This is a genomic window from Pseudomonas sp. MHK4 (genome assembly GCF_054600775.1).
In genome coordinates, this window is sequence record NZ_BAAIAK010000017.1 from 25,093 (window position 1) to 44,598 (window position 19,506).

Consider the following 19,506-nt stretch of genomic DNA (forward strand, 5'->3'; position numbering starts at 1 on the left):
TTGGGTCAGACGCTTAGAACGTCTGGCCGAGGGAGAATTGGAACACTTGAGTTTCAGCGTCATCCGGTTTCTTGACTGGCATGGCCAGCGCGAAACTCAGAGGACCCAGTGCGGTGACCCAGGTCACACCCACACCGACGGAACTGGCCATATTGCTCAGACTGATGTCATTGCACTTGGTGTTGGACTTCGTGCCATCGGCGTTCACAGTATCGGAGCACGATGAATCGAATACGTTACCCACATCCCAGAATACCGAAGTGCGCAGGGAACGCTGGTCCTTGACGAACGGCAGAGGGAACAGGACTTCCACACCACCCTGGATCAGCACGTTACCACCGAACGGCAGCGGATCCTGGTCCGGATCACGCGCAGTGCCGGGGTTATTGCCGGTACTTGGCGTACTGCGAGGACCCAGGGTGCTGTCCTTGAAGCCACGAACCGAGTTGAAACCACCAGCATAGTAGTTTTCATAGAATGGCAAGCCATCGGTCGAACCGTAACCATCGCCATAACCCAATTCGGTATGCAGGCGCATGGTGTAGTTGTCGCTCAACGGCTGGAACAACTGGCCACGGTAGTCGAGCTTGAAGAACGACAGGTCGCTGCCTGGAACCGTGGACTCCAGCACGAGGCTCTGGGAATGACCACGAGTCGCCAGTACGCCCTTGTTCAGGGTGGACTCGGACCAACCGGCCGAAGCCTTGAAGTTCAGGTACTTGTCGCCTTCCTTGTTAACGAAGTCGAAGATCTCGTCGACGGTATACACGCCGGTCTTGATCTCGTCCTGCTGGGCCGTCAGGCCGAAGGTCAGGCGCGAAGTCTCGCTGATCGGATAACCGACACTCACGCCGGCGCCCAGGCTGTCCACGGCATAGCTGGCTACGTCGACGTCGAGGTCATCGTAGTCAGTTGTACGGTAGAACGCGTTGTAGCCCAGGCTCACGCCATCGGCAGTCCAGTAGGGGTCGACGTAACCAAAGTTGTAGCGGCTCTGGTATTCGCTGCGGGTCAAGCCGATGCTGACCTTGTTACCGGTACCGAGGAAGTTGTTCTGGGTGATCGAACCACCGAGGATCAGGCCCGCGCTCTGGGCGAAACCGACGCTGGCGGTAATCGAACCGGATGCTTGTTCTTCGACGCTGTAGTTGACGTCGACCTGGTCATCGACACCCGGTACGGCCGGGGTTTCAACGTTGACTTCCTTGAAGAAGCCCAGACGTTCCAGACGGGTCTTGGACTGGTCGATCAGGTAGGTCGAAGCCCAGCCACCTTCCATCTGACGCATTTCACGACGCAGCACTTCGTCTTCGGACTTGGTGTTGCCACGGAAGTTGATACGGTTCACGTAGGCACGCTTGCCTGGATCGACGGCGAAGGTGATGTCTACCGTGTGGTCGTCATCGTGGGGCTGAGGCACGCCGTTGACGTTGGCGAAAGTGTAGCCCTCGTTACCCAGGCGACGGGTGATCAGTTCGGACGTGGTGGTCATCAGCTTGCGCGAGAACACCTGGCCTTTCTGGACCAGCAGCAGGGACTTGACCTGGTCTTCAGGGACTTTCAGGTCACCGCTGAGCTTCACGTCGCGAACGGTGTACTTGTCACCTTCGTTGATGTTGACGGTGATGTAGACGTGCTTCTTGTCCGGCGTAATGGACACCTGGGTCGAAGCGATGTCCATGTTGATGTAGCCACGGTCCAGGTAGTAGGAACGCAGGCGCTCAAGGTCACCGGAGAGTTTTTCACGGGCGTACTTGTCATCGTTCTTGAAGAACGACAGCCAGTTGGTGGTCTTGAGTTCGAACAGGTCGATCAGGTCTTCATCAGGGAAGACCGTGTTGCCCACCACGTTGATGTGCTGGATAGCGGCAACGGTGCCTTCGTTGATGTTGACCTTCAAGCCGACGCGGTTGCGCGGCTGCGGGATCACTTCAGTGTCGACGGTAGCCGAGTAGCGACCCTGGGCGACGTACTGGCGTTGCAGTTCGTTACGCACGCCTTCAAGGGTGGCGCGCTGGAAGATCTCGCCTTCGGCCAGACCGGATTGCTTGAGGCCCTTCATCAGGTCTTCGGTGGAGATCGCCTTGTTACCTTCGATCTCGATACTGGCAACCGATGGACGCTCGACTACCGTGATAACCAGGACGTTACCATCGCGGCCCAGCTGGATATCTTGAAAGAAGCCGGTTTTGAACAGCGCACGAGTGGATTCCACCAGGCGTCGATCATCCGCCTGTTCACCGACGTTCAACGGCAAAGCACCAAAGACGCTACCCGCGGAGACCCGCTGGAGGCCATTGACGCGAATATCAGAGATAGTGAAGGACTCGGCGTGAACTTCGGCGATCATCAATACGGTGAGAACCGCAGTTAGCAGCAGACGTTTCATGAAGTCCTTTCTTATTCCAACTGGCAATAAAAACTGCCGCAAAATGCGGCAGATTCGCAATTCAGCGAAGCGTTACAGTCGACCCAGATCATTAACCAGAGCAAGCAACATCACCCCGATCACCAAACTGATGCCGATCTGTATCCCCCAACCTTGCACCCGATCCGACAAGGGACGACCACGCGCCCACTCGATCAGATAAAACAACAAATGCCCCCCATCCAGCACAGGAATGGGCAGCAAATTCAGAACCCCCAGGCTAATACTCAGATAAGCAAGGAAATTCAGGAAATCAGCGACACCCGACTGGGCCGAAGCGCCCGCCACTTTAGCAATGGTTATCGGTCCACTCAAGTTTTTTACCGAGAGCTCGCCGAACAACATTTTCTTCAGCGAATCGAGGGTCAGCACGCTCATCGTCCAGGTGCGTCGAGCCCCTTCCCCCACGGCTGCCAACGGCCCGAAACTGACCTCGCGAATCATCTCTGGTGGCCAGTCGACTGCTTTTACCCCCGCCCCCAGGTAACCACTGGGTGCCTTTTTTTCGCCACGGGCAGCCAACATCACCGGGACATCGATTTGAGCACCGTCTCGTTCGACTCGCAGCATGATTTTGGTATCAGGATGCATACGGACCGTATCGACAACCTGCTGCCAGTCATCCAGCGCCTTGCCATCGAGCGCCAACAGCCGGTCACCGGTCTTCAGGCCGGCAGCCTGGGCCGGGCCTTTGGAATCCAGTTCAGCCAGGACGGGCGGCAATGCCGGGCGCCACGGGCGAATACCCAGGGAATGAATCGGATCCGGCTCATCGGCACCCTTGAGCCACTCGTCCAGCACCAGCTCACGAGGCGAATCCACAGTGGAGCCCTGCTCACGAACCAGAAGCTGCAGGGAACCGCTTTCACCCAGGCGACGGACCAATTGCAAATTGACCGCAGCCCAACCGGAAGTGGGCTCGCCGTCGATGGCAATGATTTCCTGACCCGCGTTCAGGCCAGCCTTGGCAGCCAGGCTGCCGGACTCGACAGCACCGATGACCGGACGAACCTGCTCGGTCCCCAGCATCGCCAGCGCCCAGAAAAACACCATCGCCAACAAGAAGTTGGCAATCGGCCCCGCCGCCACGATGGCAATGCGCTGGCGCACGGATTTGCGGTTGAAGGATTGATCGAGCTGATCGGCCGGCACTTCGCCTTCACGTTCGTCGAGCATCTTCACGTAGCCACCCAGCGGAATGGCAGCCACCACGAATTCGGTACCCTTCTTGTCGTGCCAGCGCAGCAGCGGCATGCCGAAGCCCACGGAGAAACGCAGCACCTTGACCCCACAGCGACGCGCGACCCAGAAATGGCCGAACTCGTGGAAGGTAACCAGCACGCCCAAAGCGACCAGGGTGCCGACAATCATATAGAGCGCGCTCATCTATCTTCTCCGCATTCCTATTCAGTGCTGCATCAGTGCTGCATGGCCCAGCGCATTGCAACACTTACCGCCCGTGACGACTCAACCATTGCTCGGCCAGCAGACGCGCCTTGGCGTCCGCCGTGAACACCGCCTCAAGATCATTCACCGCAACCACAGGCTCGAGACTGAGTACTTCCTCGATGATACTCGCGATTTCCAGGTAACGAACCCGTCCGTCGAGAAAGGCCGCGACAGCGACTTCATTTGCCGCATTCAACATCGCCGGAGCGCTGTTGCCCGCCTCGGCTGCCTGGCGGGCCAGGCGCAGGCACGGGAATCGTTCTTCGTCCGGGGCCTGGAAGTCCAGGCGCGCAACGGCAAACAGGTCCAATGGCGGCACACCCGAGTCAATTCGCTCGGGCCAGGCCAGCGCGTTGGCGATCGGCGTGCGCATGTCCGGATTACCCAACTGGGCCAACACCGAGCCATCGATATAGTCGACCAGCGAATGAATCACGCTTTGCGGGTGGATCACCACTTCAACCTGGGACGGCTTGGCATCGAACAGCCAGCAAGCCTCGATCAGCTCAAGCCCTTTATTCATCATGCTGGCAGAATCAACCGAGATCTTGCGCCCCATGGACCAATTAGGGTGGGCACAGGCCTGCTCGGGCGAAACATGCGCCAGCTCTGCCATGGGCGTCTGCCGGAACGGACCGCCAGAGGCGGTCAGCAGGATCCGGCGCACGCCGACCGCGTCCAGGCCTCGGGCAATATCCCGGGGCATGCACTGGAAAATCGCGTTGTGCTCACTGTCGATCGGCAGCAATACCGAGCCGCTTTTGCGCACGGCCTGCATGAACAAGGCGCCGGACATGACCAGCGCTTCCTTGTTGGCCAGGAGGATCTTCTTGCCAGCCTCGACGGCCGCCAGCGTCGGGCGCAAGCCTGCCGCGCCGACAATGGCCGCCATGACCGCATCGACCTCAGGGTCGGCAGCCACCTGGCACAACCCCTCCTCCCCCACCAGCACGCGGGTCGAAAGACCGGCGGCGTGCAGATCATCCTGCAAGCCACGGGCAGCAGCGGCTTCAGGCACCACGGCAAACCGCGGGGTATGACGCACGCACAGCGCCAGCAGCTCGCTCAGGCGACTGAAACCGCTCAAGGCGAAGACCTGATAGCGCTCCGGGTGGCGGGCGATGACATCCAGGGTGCTTAATCCGATCGAACCGGTCGCCCCCAGGACAGTAATCTGCTGAGGGCGGCTCACGGTGCAGCCATCCACAACAGCACCGCAAACACCGGGATCGCCGCGGTCAGACTGTCGATGCGATCCAGCACGCCGCCATGCCCCGGCAGCAGGTTGCTGCTGTCCTTGATCCCGGACTGGCGCTTGAACATGCTTTCGGTGAGGTCACCCACCACCGAGACGAACACGATCAGCGCGGCGCCGATCAAACCCTTGAACAATTGGGCCACCGTCCAGTCGCGCACCAGCGCAACCAGGGTGGTGATTACCAGGCTCAGGGCCAGGCCGCCGTACACGCCTTCCCAGCTTTTGCCCGGACTGACCTGCGGCGCCAGCTTGCGCTTGCCGAACGCACGCCCGGAGAAATAGGCACCGATATCGGCGCCCCAGACCAGCACCATCACCGCCATGATCAACCAGTTGCCCAGTGGGTACTGCTTGATCTGCACCAGGCCTTGCCAGGCCGGCAACAGGATCAGCAGGCCGATCAGCAGCTTGCAGGCGGCGCTCGCCCAATGCTCACTGGAGCGCGGATAGGTCAGCACCAGGTAGGTCGCCAGCGCCCACCAGAGCACCGAAGCCCCCAACACCCAGGGCGCAAGGCCAGGCAGGATGTACATGACGAACAGCATCAATGCGACGACGGCGGCATAGCCGGCACGAAACGCTTGCGCAGTGAAACCGGCCAGCCGCGCCCATTCCCAGGCGCCCAGAGTCACGACCAGGCCGATGAACAGCGCAAAAGCGGAACCCTCCAGCAGAAAAAACCCACCCAGGGCAATCGGCAGCAGGATCAGCGCGGTGATGATTCGTTGTTTAAGCATTAAACCCGGGCTCCAGCCTCGACCTGCTCGCTCGTTTTACCGAAGCGGCGCTGGCGAGATGCGAAATCGGCCAGCGCATTGCGCATGGCATCGTGTTTGAAGTCCGGCCAGAACAGGTCGGAGAAATACAACTCGGCGTAGGCCAGCTGCCACAGCAGGAAGTTACTGATGCGATGTTCGCCACCGGTACGGATGCACAAGTCAGGCAACGGCAGATCGCCGGTGGCCAGACAGGTTTGCAGCAGTTCCGGAGTAATGTCTTCCGGACGCAGATGCCCAGCCTGGACTTCACGCGCCAGGCGCTGTGCGGCTTGTGCGATATCCCACTGACCGCCGTAGTTGGCGGCGATCTGCAGGACAAAGCGATTGGCGCCAGCTGTCATTGCCTCGGCTTCACGCATGGCAGCCTGAAGCTCCGGATGGAAGCGCGAACGGTCGCCAATGATGCGCAAGCTGATGTTGTTGTCGTTGAGGCGCTTGGCCTCTCGACGCAATGCCCTGAAGAACAGATCCATCAAGGCACTGACTTCATCGGCAGGACGCTGCCAGTTCTCGCTGGAGAACGCGAACAGGGTCAGCACTTCCACCTTGGCTTCAGCACACACCTCGATGACCGCCCGAACCGCATCCACACCCGCTTTATGCCCGGCGACACCCGGCATAAAGCGTTTTTTCGCCCAGCGATTATTACCATCCATGATGATCGCGACATGGCGCGGCACCGTGGAAGGTGCAATCTGCTTGGTCTTTTCCATGAAAACGCGACCCTTATACGGCCATCAGGTCTTTTTCTTTCTGCGCCAGGTTCGCGTCGATTTGAGCCACATACTTCTTGGTCAGATCATCGATTTCGCCGGTTGCACGACGTTCTTCGTCTTCGCTGATTTCCTTTTCCTTGACCAGATCCTTGAGTTGGCTGTTGGCATCGCGACGAATGTTGCGCACGGCAACACGAGCATCTTCTGCCACGTCACGAGCCTGCTTGGTGAAGCCCTTGCGGGTTTCCTCGGTCAGGGCCGGCATGGAGATCAGCAGCAACTCGCCCAGGTTGGTCGGGTTGAGGTTCAGGCCCGCACTGCCGATGGCCTTGTCGACGGCGCCCAGCATGTTGCGCTCAAAGGCAACGACTTGCAGGGTACGCGCGTCCTTGACGGTGATGTTCGCCACCTGCTTGATCGGGGTATCGGCACCGTAATACGGAACCATCACACCTTCCAGGATGCTTGGGTGCGCCTGGCCGGTACGGATCCGACCGAAGTTGTGCGCCAGCGATTCCACGGACTTCTGCATGCGCTCTTGAGCGTCTTTCTTGATTTCGTTGATCATTGTTGGCCTTCCTCGATCAGGGTCCCTTCAGCGCCACCATGCACGATGTTCAGCAGGGCGCCGGGCTTGTTCATGTTAAATACGCGCAGCGGCATCTTGTGGTCGCGGCACAGGCAAATGGCCGTCAGATCCATCACGCCCAGCTTGCGATCCAGTACTTCATCGTAGGTCAGATGATCGAACTTCTCGGCATGCGGGTCTTTGAATGGGTCAGCGGTGTAGACGCCATCGACCTTGGTAGCCTTGAGCACGACATCGGCGTCGATTTCGATTGCACGCAGGCAAGCTGCCGAATCCGTGGTGAAGAACGGGTTGCCGGTGCCGGCCGCGAAAATCACCACGTCCTTGGAGTTCAGGTGGCGCATGGCCTTGCGGCGATCGTAGTGATCAGTCACGCCAACCATGGAAATGGCCGACATCACGATGGCCGAGATATTGGCGCGCTCCAGCGCGTCGCGCATGGCCAAGGCGTTCATCACAGTGGCCAGCATGCCCATGTGGTCGCCGGTGACCCGATCCATGCCGGCCTTGCTCAGCGCTTCGCCGCGGAACAGGTTGCCGCCGCCGATCACCAGGCCGACCTGGACACCGATACCGACCAGTTGGCCGACTTCCAGTGCCATGCGATCCAGAACCTTCGGGTCGATCCCGAACTCTTCCGAGCCCATCAGGGCTTCGCCGCTAAGCTTGAGTAGAATGCGTTTATAGCGAGCCTGATAACCACTGCCCTGCTGAGCCATTGCGAATCTCTCCTGCGGCGTATTTTAAAAATTCTTTGCGAGCTGTTTTCAGCTGGCGTTCACTCTAGCGTGGCGCTGCTTCAGCGCCATCGGAACATGGCTTTGTAAGCCAGTTCCAAAGGGAAGCCAATTAAAATTTGGCACCCCATCTGAAAAGAGGCTGCGCGCGTGAGCGGGCAGCCTCTTCAGGGCGACAGTTAAAAAAACCGTCTTATTGCTTGGCGGCAGCCAGTTGTGCGGCAACTTCTTCTGCGAAGTTGTCTACTGGCTTCTCGATGCCTTCGCCAACCTTGAAGTAGGTGAAGGAAACGATTTCAGCGCCGGCTTTCTTGGCCAGGGCACCTACGGTGACTTCCGGGTTCATCACGAAAGCTTGCTCAACCAGGCTCGCTTCGGCCAGGAACTTGGTGATACGGCCAGCAATCATCTTCTCGACGATTTCAGCTGGCTTGCCTTTCATCTTGTCTTCGTTCAAGGACAGGAAAACGCCCTTTTCACGCTCGATGGCTTCTGGCGAAACCTGCGATGGCAGCAGGAACTCAGGGTTGCTTGCCGCCACGTGCATGGCGATCTCTTTGGCCAGCTGAACATCGCCGCCCTTGAGGACAACAGCAACACCGATCTTGTTACCGTGCAGGTAAGTACCGACCACGTCACCTTCAACGCGAACCAGGCGACGGATGTTGACGTTTTCGCCAACTTTGGCCACCAGGGCTTCACGAGCCGATTCCTGAGCGGCGATCAGCGGAGCTGCATCGGTCAGTTTTTCAGCAAAGGCTTTTTCTACGCTGGCAGCAACGAAGTTCTTGAAGTCGTCTTGCAGGGCCAGGAAGTCGGTCTGCGAGTTCACTTCCAGCAGTACGGCGCACTTGTCGTCAGCCTTGATGGCGATGGCGCCTTCAGCGGCAACGTTGCCCGCTTTCTTGGCAGCCTTGATGGCGCCCGAAGCACGCATGTCATCAATGGCTTTCTCGATGTCGCCGCCAGCCTTGGTCAAGGCCTTTTTGCAGTCCATCATGCCTTCGCCAGTACGCTCGCGCAGTTCTTTGACCAACGCTGCAGTAATCTCTGCCATTTCAAAATTCCTCTTGGATAGGTTATCAACCATTCCACCCGATCGAACGGGCGTTCAATTCGTCCCGAACCACCCTTGTTAGCTGCCGCACGTTACAGATAGAGCAGTGGGCGCCGACAAATGGTTTTCGAGGTGGCAAAAAGGGGGCCAAGCCCCCTTTTTGCTTACTGAGTCAACGCCAGGGCGTCAATTACTCAGCTGCAGCCTGAGTTTCTTCAGCTGCGAACTCTACGGTGCCGCCGGCAACGTTGTTGCGACCACGGATCACAGCGTCAGCCATCGAACCCATGTACAGCTGGATAGCGCGGATTGCGTCATCGTTGCCTGGGATGATGTAGTCAACGCCTTCCGGGCTGCTGTTGGTATCGACTACGCCGATAACCGGGATGCCCAGCTTGTTGGCTTCGGTGATCGCGATGCGCTCGTGATCAACGTCGATAACGAACAGAGCGTCTGGCAGACCGCCCATGTCCTTGATACCACCCAGGGAACGATCCAGCTTTTCCAGGTCACGGGAGCGCATCAGCGCTTCTTTCTTGGTCAGCTTGGCGAAAGTACCGTCTTCGGCTTGAACTTCAAGGTCACGCAGACGCTTGATGGAAGCACGGATGGTCTTGAAGTTGGTCAGCATGCCGCCCAACCAGCGGTGATCGACGTACGGCGAACCGCAACGTGCTGCTTCTTCAGCAACGATCTTGCCAGCGGAACGCTTGGTGCCGACGAACAGAATCTTGTTTTTGCCCTGGGCCAGACGCTCTACGAAAGTCAGAGCTTCGTTGAACATTGGCAGGGTTTTTTCAAGGTTGATGATGTGGATCTTGTTACGCGCGCCGAAAATGTATTTACCCATTTTCGGGTTCCAGTAACGGGTCTGGTGACCGAAGTGCACACCGGCCTTCAGCATATCGCGCATGTTGACTTGGGACATGATAGTTCCTTAATAAGTCGGGTTTGGCCTCCACGTATCCCAATGACCAACCACCAGCATTTCGCTTGCGGCACCCAGGTCATCGTGTCGACACGTGTGTGGATTTAGGCTTTTCGGGGCATCCCCGGAAAGCGGCGCATTTTATATCACAAGGAAGGGAAAAACGGAACCCGGATTCTCAAATCGAGGCGAACGCACATCGCGCGCCCTTGGAATCCGCCCAGAATGCACCATTCTATAAGGAGAAGCGATGCACAGAGCCACGGATTTGCGCTGATCGTCTGATAGAATCGCGTTTTTCAGGGCTGCGAAGAACAATCGCGCAACGCCCTTTTCGTCAAGAAAGCGCCATCGAGCGCAGAGAGAGCCTGTATGACCGTCACCCTCAAAACCCCCGAGGACATCGCAAAAATGCGCGTCGCCGGCAAACTGGCCGCCGATGTGCTGGAAATGATTGCTGAACATGTCAAACCGGGCGTTACCACCGATCAACTGAACCAGATCTGTCACGACTATATCGTCAACGAACAGAAGGCCATCCCTGCCCCGCTGAACTACAAGGGTTATCCCAAGTCGATCTGCACCTCGATCAACCATGTGGTCTGCCACGGCATCCCGAACGACAAGCCGCTCAAGGATGGCGACACCTTGAACATCGACGTCACCGTCATCAAGGACGGCTACCACGGCGACACCAGCCGCATGTTCCACGTCGGTACCGTGCCGGTCTGGGCCGAGCGCCTGTCGCAAGTGACCCAGGAATGCATGTACAAGGCGATTGAAATCGTCAAGCCTGGCTGCCGCCTGGGCGACATCGGGGAAATCATCCAGAAGCACGCCGAGAAAAACGGCTTCTCGGTGGTTCGCGAGTTCTGCGGCCACGGCATCGGCAAGGTGTTCCATGAAGAGCCGCAGATCCTGCACTACGGCCGTGCCGGCACCGGCATGGAACTGAAGGCCGGCATGACCTTCACCATCGAGCCGATGATCAACCAGGGCAAGGCCGACACCAAGGTGTTGGGCGACGGCTGGACCGCGATCACCAAGGACCGCAAGCTGTCGGCACAGTGGGAGCACACCCTGCTGGTGACCGAAACCGGCTACGAGATCTTCACCCTGCGCGCCGATGACACCATCCCCCGCGTTTCGGCCTGATCCCGTCACCGAACCCAGCCTATAGAAAGGAAAGCCAATCAATGCCGCAGGTGGATCCCGAACTCTTCGATCGTGGCCAGTTCCAGGCTGAACTGGCCCTGAAGGCCAGCCCGATCGCGGCCTTCAAGAAGGCAATCCGCCAGGCTCGCGAAGTGCTCGACGGGCGCTTTCGCAGCGGCCGGGACATTCGCCGATTGATCGAGGACCGTGCCTGGTTCGTCGATAACCTGCTGCAAAAGGCCTGGGAGCAGTTCGACTGGAGTGAAGACGCCGACATCGCGCTGGTCGCGGTCGGCGGCTACGGTCGTGGCGAGCTGCACCCCTATTCCGACATCGACCTGTTGATCCTCCTTGACAGCGCCGACCACGAGGTTTTCCGCGATTCAATAGAGCGTTTCCTGACCCTGCTGTGGGACATCGGCCTGGAAGTCGGCCAGAGCGTGCGCTCGGTCGAGGAGTGTGCCATCGAAGCCCGCGCCGACCTGACGGTGGTCACCAACCTGATGGAAAGCCGCACCATCTGCGGCCCGGAGCACTTGCGCCAGCGCATGCTGGATGTCACCAGCACCGCGCACATGTGGCCGAGCAAGGACTTCTTCCTGGCCAAGCGCGCCGAGCAGAAAGCCCGCCACCACAAGTACAACGACACCGAGTACAACCTGGAACCCAACGTCAAGGGCTCGCCCGGCGGCCTGCGGGATATCCAGACGATTCTCTGGGTGGCCCGTCGCGAATACGGCACCTTGAACCTGCGGGCACTGGCCGGCGAAGGTTTCCTGGTCGAAAGCGAGAACGCCTTGCTGGCCTCCTCCCAGGAGTTCCTGTGGAAAGTGCGCTATGCGTTGCACATGCTCGCCGGGCGCGCCGAGGACCGCCTGCTGTTCGATCACCAGCGCGCCATTGCCGGGCTGCTGGGCTTTGAAGGGGACGACGCCAAGCAGGCCGTCGAGAACTTCATGCAGCAGTATTTCCGCGTGGTCATGAGCATTGCCCAGCTCAGCGACCTGATCATCCAGCATTTCGAGGAAGTCATCCTCGCGCCGGAGGATGCCGCACCGCCACAGCCGGTCAATTCGCGCTTCCAGCTGCACGACGGCTACATCGAGGCGCGCAACGACAATGTGTTCCGGCGCACGCCGTTCGCCATGCTCGAGATCTTCGTGCTGATGGCCCAGCAACCGGAAATCAAGGGAGTGCGCGCCGACACCATTCGTCTGCTGCGCGAAAATCGCCACTTGATCGACGACAACTTTCGCAACGACATTCGCAACACCAGCCTGTTCATCGAGCTGTTCAAATGCAAGATCGGCATCCATCGCAACCTGCGCCGGATGAACCGTTACGGCATTCTCGGGCGCTATCTGCCGGAATTTGGTTTCATCGTCGGCCAGATGCAGCACGACCTGTTCCACATCTATACGGTCGACGCCCACACCCTGAACCTGATCAAGCACCTGCGTAAGTTGCAGTACACCCAGGTCTCGGAAAAATTCCCGCTGGCCGCCAAGCTCATGGCCAAGCTGCCCAAGCCAGAACTGATCTACATGGCGGGCCTGTACCACGACATCGGCAAGGGCCGGCATGGCGATCACTCGGAAATCGGCGCGGTGGACGCCGCTGCCTTCTGCCAGCGCCATCAACTACCGGTGTGGGATAGCCGCCTGATCGTCTGGCTGGTGCAAAACCATCTGGTGATGTCGACCACGGCCCAGCGCAAGGATCTGTCCGATCCGCAGGTGATCCATGACTTCGCCCTGGCGGTGGGCGATGAAACCCGCCTCGACTACCTGTACGTGCTGACGGTCGCCGACATCAACGCCACCAACCCGACGCTGTGGAATTCCTGGCGGGCCAGCCTGCTGCGCCAGCTCTACACCGAAACCAAGCGCGCCCTGCGTCGCGGCCTGGAAAACCCGGTGGACCGCGAAGAACAGATCCGCCAGACCCAGAGCGCCGCGCTGGACATCCTCGTGCGCGGTGGCACCGACCCGGACGACGTCGAGCAATTGTGGGCGCAGTTGGGTGATGACTATTTCCTGCGCCACACCGCCGGCGACGTCGCCTGGCACAGCGATGCGATCCTCCAGCAGCCGGCCGATGGAGGGCCGCTGGTGCTGATCAAGGAGACCACCCAACGCGAATTCGAGGGCGGCACACAGATCTTCATCTACGCGCCGGACCAGCATGACTTCTTCGCCGTGACCGTGGCCGCGATGGACCAGCTCAACCTGAACATCCATGACGCCCGCGTCATCACCTCCAGCAGTCAGTTCACCCTCGACACCTACATTGTGCTCGACACCGATGGCGACTCGATCGGCGATAATCCGGCCCGGGTCAAGAAGATCCGTGACGGTCTGACCGAAGCCCTGCGCAATCCGGACGATTACCCGACCATCATCCAGCGTCGGGTGCCGCGTCAGCTCAAGCATTTCGCCTTTGCGCCGCAGGTGACGATCCACAACGACGCCCAGCGTCCGGTGACCGTACTGGAACTGACCGCCCCCGACCGCCCCGGCCTGCTGGCGCGGGTGGGCACGATCTTTCTGGAGTTCGACCTGTCGCTGCAGAACGCCAAGATCGCCACCCTCGGCGAGCGCGTGGAAGACGTGTTCTTCATTACCGACGCGAACAACCAACCGTTGTCCGACCCGTTACTGTGCAGTCGTTTGCAGGATGCAATCGTCGAACAATTGAGCGTCAACCAGGAGCCTGATATCAAGCTGTCGCGCATCAGCATTTGAATCAAAAAACCGCCCCCTGTAGGAGCTGGCTTGCCAGCGATGGACTAATAGGCGCCGCGTTTACCCTGTAAAAACGCGCTTTCGTTAACGACCATCGCTGGCAAGCCAGCTCCTACAAAGGGCCGGCCAGCCGCCACACCGAACGAGATCCATCAATGAACAACGCCCTGTCCCAGCTCCAGCCCTACCCGTTCGAAAAGCTCCGCGCCCTGCTCGGCAGCGTCACGCCCAACCCGGACAAGCGCCCTATCGCGCTGTCGATCGGCGAACCCAAGCACCGCTCGCCAAGCTTCGTCGCCGAGGCCCTGGCCAGCAACCTGGATAAGATGGCCGTGTACCCGACCACCCTTGGCATCCCGGCACTGCGCGAAGCCATCGCCGCCTGGTGCGAGCGTCGTTTCGGCGTACCGAATGGCTGGATCGACCCGGCGCGCAACGTGCTGCCGGTCAACGGTACCCGTGAAGCGCTGTTCGCCTTCACCCAGACCGTGGTCAATCGTGGCGACGACGCCCTGGTGGTCAGCCCGAACCCGTTCTACCAGATCTACGAAGGTGCGGCGTTCCTCGCCGGGGCCAAGCCGCACTACCTGCCGTGCCTGGACGAAAACGGCTTCAACCCGGATTTCGATGCCGTTTCCCCCGACATCTGGAAACGCTGCCAGATCCTGTTCCTGTGCTCGCCAGGTAACCCGACCGGCGCACTGATCCCGGTAGATGTACTGAAAAAACTGATCGCCCTGGCCGACGAATATGACTTCGTGATCGCCGCCGACGAGTGCTACAGCGAGCTGTACTTCGACGAACAGTCTCCGCCACCGGGCCTGCTCACTGCCTGCGTCGAACTGGGCCGCAAGGATTTCAAGCGCTGCGTGGTGTTCCACAGCCTGTCCAAACGTTCCAACCTGCCGGGCCTGCGTTCGGGCTTCGTGGCCGGTGACGCCGAAATCCTCAAGGGCTTCCTGCTCTATCGCACCTACCACGGCTGCGCGATGCCGGTTCAGACCCAACTGGCCAGCGTCGCCGCGTGGAACGACGAAGTGCACGTGCGCGCCAACCGTGCGCTGTATCGCGAGAAATTCGATGCCGTACTGGAAATCCTCAGCCCCGTGATGGATGTGCAGCGTCCGGATGGCAGCTTCTATCTGTGGCCAAATGTCCAGGGTGATGACGCCGCGTTCTGCCGCGATCTGTTTGCCGAAGAACACGTCACCGTGGTGCCGGGCTCCTACCTGTCCCGCGATGTGGACGGGGTCAATCCGGGAGCCGGCCGTGTGCGCATGGCACTGGTTGCACCATTGGCCGAATGCGTAGAAGCCGCAGAACGAATTCGCGACTTCATTATTCGCCACAAGTAAGAGCCCAGTACCCGCGCCAGGCAATCTGGCGCGTCGGCTTAATTGCCGAGTTACATATCCAATTATTTCCCGCCTTTATCCTCCCCCCCGCCAGAAGCTAGCCTGAAGTTGAGGTTTACCCCACCCAACAAACCCTCCAAGCGGCAGCCCGCCAGTTCGATTTACACAGTTTCACCCAATAAGGACATTGGAAATGCACAACTATCCTTTCGTAAAAATGCAAAAACAGAACACAACTACCGAACCGAAGACTAATGACGACAGCAACAGATCCGCTACCCGTACTAAACGTTCGGTTGGCAAACCCAGCGCGTACTGGGACAACGCCAGCACCATTACCTTCTCTTTCATGGAGCAATTACCTGACTCCGTGGCATATCGGATCGAGGTTGCCATCCGCCGCTGGGAGCCGTTTGTCAACCTGGCATTCGAACTGGTCGAGAATGGAAAAGGTCAGATCCGCATCGCTCTCGGCGGTGCTGATAATCATTCGGCGGTCGGCACCGATGCTTTAATGTTAGATCCCGACGAGCCAACCCTGGTAGTGAGTGTAGAGCCGGACAACCCCTACTTTGAATACGTACTGACGCACGAATTCGGACATGCCCTGGGGTTTCATCACGCGCACCTTCATCCTGATGCTGAAATCCCATGGGACAAAGAAGCGGTGTACGAGTACTACATCAACCACCTTGGCTGGAACGAAGAGGAGGTCGATGCCAACCTCTTCACCTTCGACAGCGAAAAACACACGCTCTTTTTCCCCTACGACAAACTGTCCATCATGCATTACTCGATTCCTGGCTTTCTGACCCTGAATAAAGTCGAGATCGGCATCAACATGAGGATCAGCGAAGGGGACCAGCTCTTTGCCAGAGCGATCTACCCTCCCATCAATTAACGCGCAGTACCTATTTGACCTGCCCCAGCTTGGCCTCACTCAAATCAAGGTCTGCCAGTACTTCCCTGAGCACGTCATCGCCGACCTGGTGATGACGGCTCAGACTGTAAAGCTCCAGGCGCTGCGCCCGCAGCGCCTTCAATCGCAAGCGACGCTCAAGCAGATCCATCTGGAACGCCAGCGCCTGGGCTTCGGCGGAGTCGTTGAAGACATCGAGCTGATGGCGATATTCGGACATGATCCGCGCCTTGAGTTCCGCCGCCAGCGCCGCTTGCGCCGCATCCTGCGGGGCGACTTCTTCGGTTTCCAATGCGTGAATCGCCGCCTCGGCAGTTTTGCGCCAGGCGTCACGCACTTCCTGGCGACGTTTGTCGTCCGGGCTTTTCTCGATGCCGCGCAGCAGCAACGGCAACGCGACACATGCCGATATCAGCGAAAGCAGAATCACCCCGGCGGCAATGAAGATCAGCAGGTCGCGCTCGGGAAATTCATCCGCACCCATCAACATCGGAACCGACATCACACCCGCCAGCGTCACCGCCCCGCGCACGCCACCGACGGTCAGCAGCCAGCAGGAGCGCGCGGTCGGCACCTGCGTCAGGTCGCCTTTACCGCGTAAACGCCGCAGCAAAACCGACAAACGCCAGATGCTCTGCACCCAGACAAAACGCAAGAGCACCAACGCGAGGAAAATCGCGACCACATCAAGGCAGCGATACAGCAATGTCGGCCACAACGTCGGTTCGTGGCTGACCACGGCCTTGATGATGTCTGGCAACTGCAAGCCCAGCAGCAGGAAAATCAAGCCATTGAAGGCGAACTCGAGCAATGACCAGACGCTACGGTTGAGCAGCCGCGTGTTGGTCTGGCGCGGCAGCAGATCGAGCCAGCTCTGCATCATCCCCGCCGCGACCGCCGACAGGATGCCCGACGCCCCCACGCGCTCCGCCAGCACGTAGGCGGCAAACGGCAGCAACAACATGAAGACGACGTGGGTGGCCGGGTCATCCCAGCCACGGGCGATCATCCACGAGCGCAGCCGTCCCACCAGCCAGCTCAACGCCACGCCGATGGCCAGGCCGCCGACCGCCACCAGTACGAACGTGACACTGGCGTTGGCCAGCGAGAACGCCCCAGTGATTGCCGCCACAAGAGCGAACTTGAACGTCACAAGACCCGAGGCATCGTTCATCAAGGCCTCGCCCTGGAGGATGTGCATCAAGGGCGTCGGCAAGCGATTCTGCGAGATCGCCGAGACCGCCACGGCGTCCGTGGGCGACAGCACCGCCGCCAAGGCAAACGCCACCGGCAGTGGAATGCTCGGTAATAACCAGTGAATGAAATACCCGGCGCCGACCACGGTAAACAGCACCAGACCCACGGCCAGTGTCAGGATCGGGCCACGCAGGTGCCAGAATTCCCGCTTGGGCATACGCCAACCGTCGGAAAACAACAACGGTGGCAGGAACAGGAACAGAAACAGTTCAGGGTCCAGCGCCACATGCAGGCCGAGGGTCGGCCAGGCCAGCAAGGCGCCCGCGGCAATTTGCACCAAGGGCAATGGCAGCGGGATCACCCGGCCGAGCAAGCGCGAAACGCCCACCAGCATCAACAGGATCAGGACGGTGTAGGCGGTTTGCATAAAACGGGGTTCCCGGACAATCGACAGCATTGAAGTGCCATATTAGCCGCTTAGACTGCGCACATGCCCTTGTACCTATGTCGCACCCCCCTCGTGGGAGCCAGCCTGCTGGCGATGGCGGCGCCAAATTCGATACCGATGCCGGCAGATCCGACGCTATCGCCAGCAGGCTGGCTCCCACAGGTTTTGCGGTGGGAAATCGACCTCAAGCGCCGCGAAACCGTCCGGTCATGGCATAATCCGACACCTTTTATTTCCGACACCTGTAAAGGGGGCGATTCCTTGACCGTTTCAAGTAAAACGTTGCACCTTTTCGGCATCAAGGCCTGCGACACCATGAAAAAGGCGCGCACCTGGCTCGATGAACACGCTGTCAGCTATGACTTCCATGATTACAAAGCGGTTGGTATCGACCGTGAACACCTGACCCAATGGTGCAACGAGCACGGCTGGGAAGTGGTGTTGAACCGTGCAGGCACGACCTTTCGCAAGCTCGACGACGAACGCAAAGCCGATCTCGACCAGCGCAAAGCCATCGAACTGATGCTCGCACAACCTTCGATGATCAAGCGCCCGGTGCTCGATCTCGGTGACCGAACCCTGATTGGCTTCAAGCCAGATATCTACGCGGCCGCACTCAAGTAAGCAGCCCGTTTCAATTTTGTTAGAGGTATCAACATGTCCACTACCCCGTTCAGCCTGGCCTTTGGTGTCGGCACTCAAAATCGTCAAGGTGCCTGGCTGGAAGTATTTTACGCACAGCCACTGCTCAACCCATCGGCCGAACTGGTCGCTGCCATCGCGCCGATCCTCGGCTACAGCGAAGGCAACCAGGCCATCACCTTCACCACCGCGCAAGCCTCGCAACTGGCTGAAGCCGTGAAAGGCGTCGACGCTGCCCAAGCCGCCCTGCTGACCCGCCTGGCCGAGAGCCACAAGCCGCTGGTTGCCACCATCCTGGCCGAAGACGCGCAACTGACCTCCACGCCTGAGGCCTACCTCAAGCTGCACCTGCTGTCCCACCGCCTGGTCAAGCCCCACGGCCTGAACCTGGCTGGCGTGTTCCCGCTGCTGCCAAACGTAGCCTGGACCAGCCAGGGCGCCATCGACCTGGCCGAACTGGCCGAGCACCAACTCGAAGCCCGCCTGCGCGGCGAGCTGCTGGAAGTGTTCTCGGTGGACAAGTTCCCGAAAATGACCGACTACGTCGTACCGGCCGGCGTGCGTATCGCTGACGCGGCACGTCTGCGCCTGGGCGCCTACGTGGGCGAAGGCACCACCGTGATGCACGAAGGCTTCATCAACTTCAATGCCGGCACCGAAGGCCCGGGCATGATCGAAGGCCGCGTCTCCGCTGGCGTATTCGTCGGCAAGGGTTCGGACCTGGGCGGCGGTTGCTCGACCATGGGCACCCTGTCGGGCGGCGGCAACATCGTGATCAAGGTTGGCGAAGGCTGCCTGATCGGCGCCAACGCCGGTATCGGCATCCCGTTGGGCGACCGCAACACCGTTGAGTCGGGCCTGTACGTGACGGCCGGTACCAAGGTCGCGCTGTTGGATGAGAACAACAAGCTGGTCAAGGTCGTGAAGGCCCGTGAACTGGCCGGCCAGACCGACCTGCTGTTCCGTCGCAATTCGGAGACCGGTGCCGTGGAATGCAAAACCCACAAATCGGCCATCGAACTGAACGAAGCGCTGCACGCTCACAACTAAGCCTGTGGGAGCGAGCCTGCTCGCGATGGACGTCAACGATAACGCGCGGCACCAG

Annotated in this window: 16 protein-coding genes; 6 read left to right on the top strand and 10 right to left on the bottom strand. The window is 59.6% G+C overall.

Annotated elements, in window-relative coordinates:
* Positions 1 to 13: 13 nt before the first annotated feature.
* From bamA to rpsB, 9 genes are all read right to left on the bottom strand, one after another.
* The gene (gene bamA, locus ACYP2Q_RS28490) at positions 14 to 2,389 is read right to left on the bottom strand and encodes an outer membrane protein assembly factor BamA (protein WP_459733509.1); all 2,376 of its coding nucleotides are present in this window, start codon (positions 2,387 to 2,389) and stop codon (positions 14 to 16) included.
* Positions 2,390 to 2,461: 72 nt separating this feature from the next.
* Entirely contained in the window at positions 2,462 to 3,814 is a 1,353-nt protein-coding gene (gene rseP, locus ACYP2Q_RS28495) for an RIP metalloprotease RseP (protein ID WP_459733510.1), read from the bottom strand.
* A 64-nt stretch (positions 3,815 to 3,878) separates the two neighbouring features.
* A complete protein-coding gene (ispC, locus tag ACYP2Q_RS28500) occupies positions 3,879 to 5,069 on the bottom strand; it encodes a 1-deoxy-D-xylulose-5-phosphate reductoisomerase (protein ID WP_459733511.1) in 1,191 nt (396 codons plus the stop codon).
* Positions 5,066 to 5,872 (bottom strand): phosphatidate cytidylyltransferase, encoded by an 807-nt coding sequence (locus ACYP2Q_RS28505; RefSeq protein ID WP_459733512.1) that lies wholly within the window; start codon positions 5,870 to 5,872, stop codon positions 5,066 to 5,068. The genes ispC and ACYP2Q_RS28505 overlap by 4 nt, the downstream gene beginning before the upstream one ends.
* Positions 5,872 to 6,627 carry a polyprenyl diphosphate synthase gene (uppS, locus tag ACYP2Q_RS28510; protein ID WP_459733513.1) on the bottom strand — a complete coding sequence of 252 codons (756 nt, stop codon included), beginning with the start codon at positions 6,625 to 6,627 and terminating at the stop codon, positions 5,872 to 5,874. The genes ACYP2Q_RS28505 and uppS overlap by 1 nt, the downstream gene beginning before the upstream one ends.
* Positions 6,628 to 6,640: 13 nt before the next feature.
* Positions 6,641 to 7,198, bottom strand: coding sequence for a ribosome recycling factor (gene frr, locus ACYP2Q_RS28515; protein WP_008057309.1), 558 nt, complete (start codon positions 7,196 to 7,198; stop codon positions 6,641 to 6,643).
* On the bottom strand, positions 7,195 to 7,938 hold the full coding sequence (gene pyrH / locus ACYP2Q_RS28520; protein WP_003222124.1) for a UMP kinase: 744 nt from the start codon (positions 7,936 to 7,938) through the stop codon (positions 7,195 to 7,197). The genes frr and pyrH overlap by 4 nt, the downstream gene beginning before the upstream one ends.
* Positions 7,939 to 8,149: 211 nt before the next feature.
* Entirely contained in the window at positions 8,150 to 9,013 is an 864-nt protein-coding gene (tsf, locus tag ACYP2Q_RS28525) for a translation elongation factor Ts (RefSeq protein WP_459733514.1), read from the bottom strand.
* Between the two features lie 190 nt (positions 9,014 to 9,203).
* Positions 9,204 to 9,941 (bottom strand): 30S ribosomal protein S2, encoded by a 738-nt coding sequence (gene rpsB / locus ACYP2Q_RS28530; protein ID WP_003222119.1) that lies wholly within the window; start codon positions 9,939 to 9,941, stop codon positions 9,204 to 9,206.
* A gap of 372 nt (positions 9,942 to 10,313) precedes the next feature.
* On the opposite strand from rpsB, the gene map reads away from it, so the two are divergent.
* From map to ACYP2Q_RS28550, 4 genes are all read left to right on the top strand, one after another.
* Complete coding sequence (map, locus tag ACYP2Q_RS28535) at positions 10,314 to 11,096, top strand: type I methionyl aminopeptidase (protein ID WP_459733515.1); 783 nt, start codon at positions 10,314 to 10,316, stop codon at positions 11,094 to 11,096.
* Positions 11,097 to 11,137: 41 nt separating this feature from the next.
* Entirely contained in the window at positions 11,138 to 13,840 is a 2,703-nt protein-coding gene (locus ACYP2Q_RS28540) for a [protein-PII] uridylyltransferase (RefSeq protein ID WP_459733516.1), read from the top strand.
* 155 nt (positions 13,841 to 13,995) lie between these two features.
* A complete protein-coding gene (gene dapC, locus ACYP2Q_RS28545; protein WP_459733517.1) occupies positions 13,996 to 15,195 on the top strand; it encodes a succinyldiaminopimelate transaminase in 1,200 nt (399 codons plus the stop codon).
* 193 nt (positions 15,196 to 15,388) lie between these two features.
* The gene (locus ACYP2Q_RS28550) at positions 15,389 to 16,096 is read left to right on the top strand and encodes a M12 family metallopeptidase (RefSeq protein WP_459733518.1); all 708 of its coding nucleotides are present in this window, start codon (positions 15,389 to 15,391) and stop codon (positions 16,094 to 16,096) included.
* A gap of 10 nt (positions 16,097 to 16,106) precedes the next feature.
* Here ACYP2Q_RS28550 and ACYP2Q_RS28555 read toward each other — a convergent pair whose 3' ends face one another.
* Entirely contained in the window at positions 16,107 to 17,738 is a 1,632-nt protein-coding gene (locus ACYP2Q_RS28555) for a Na+/H+ antiporter (protein ID WP_459733519.1), read from the bottom strand.
* Between the two features lie 282 nt (positions 17,739 to 18,020).
* Here ACYP2Q_RS28555 and ACYP2Q_RS28560 point away from each other — a divergent pair, with 282 nt between their 5' ends.
* Both ACYP2Q_RS28560 and dapD read left to right on the top strand, forming a co-directional pair.
* Positions 18,021 to 18,383: an ArsC family reductase gene (locus ACYP2Q_RS28560; protein ID WP_459733570.1), complete on the top strand. Its 363-nt coding sequence runs from the start codon at positions 18,021 to 18,023 to the stop codon at positions 18,381 to 18,383.
* 33 nt (positions 18,384 to 18,416) lie between these two features.
* Positions 18,417 to 19,451: a 2,3,4,5-tetrahydropyridine-2,6-dicarboxylate N-succinyltransferase gene (gene dapD, locus ACYP2Q_RS28565; protein ID WP_459733520.1), complete on the top strand. Its 1,035-nt coding sequence runs from the start codon at positions 18,417 to 18,419 to the stop codon at positions 19,449 to 19,451.
* The last annotated feature ends 55 nt before the right edge of the window (positions 19,452 to 19,506 follow it).

Coding starts and splice junctions, on each gene's coding strand:
- bamA (WP_459733509.1), bottom strand. CDS start 2,389: ATGAAACGTCTGCTGCTAACTGCGGTTCTCACCGTATTGATGATCGCC.
- rseP (WP_459733510.1), bottom strand. CDS start 3,814: ATGAGCGCGCTCTATATGATTGTCGGCACCCTGGTCGCTTTGGGCGTG.
- ACYP2Q_RS28505 (WP_459733512.1), bottom strand. CDS start 5,872: ATGCTTAAACAACGAATCATCACCGCGCTGATCCTGCTGCCGATTGCC.
- uppS (WP_459733513.1), bottom strand. CDS start 6,627: ATGGAAAAGACCAAGCAGATTGCACCTTCCACGGTGCCGCGCCATGTC.
- frr (WP_008057309.1), bottom strand. CDS start 7,198: ATGATCAACGAAATCAAGAAAGACGCTCAAGAGCGCATGCAGAAGTCC.
- pyrH (WP_003222124.1), bottom strand. CDS start 7,938: ATGGCTCAGCAGGGCAGTGGTTATCAGGCTCGCTATAAACGCATTCTA.
- tsf (WP_459733514.1), bottom strand. CDS start 9,013: ATGGCAGAGATTACTGCAGCGTTGGTCAAAGAACTGCGCGAGCGTACT.
- rpsB (WP_003222119.1), bottom strand. CDS start 9,941: ATGTCCCAAGTCAACATGCGCGATATGCTGAAGGCCGGTGTGCACTTC.
- map (WP_459733515.1), top strand. CDS start 10,314: ATGACCGTCACCCTCAAAACCCCCGAGGACATCGCAAAAATGCGCGTC.
- ACYP2Q_RS28540 (WP_459733516.1), top strand. CDS start 11,138: ATGCCGCAGGTGGATCCCGAACTCTTCGATCGTGGCCAGTTCCAGGCT.
- dapC (WP_459733517.1), top strand. CDS start 13,996: ATGAACAACGCCCTGTCCCAGCTCCAGCCCTACCCGTTCGAAAAGCTC.
- ACYP2Q_RS28550 (WP_459733518.1), top strand. CDS start 15,389: ATGCACAACTATCCTTTCGTAAAAATGCAAAAACAGAACACAACTACC.
- ACYP2Q_RS28555 (WP_459733519.1), bottom strand. CDS start 17,738: ATGCAAACCGCCTACACCGTCCTGATCCTGTTGATGCTGGTGGGCGTT.
- dapD (WP_459733520.1), top strand. CDS start 18,417: ATGTCCACTACCCCGTTCAGCCTGGCCTTTGGTGTCGGCACTCAAAAT.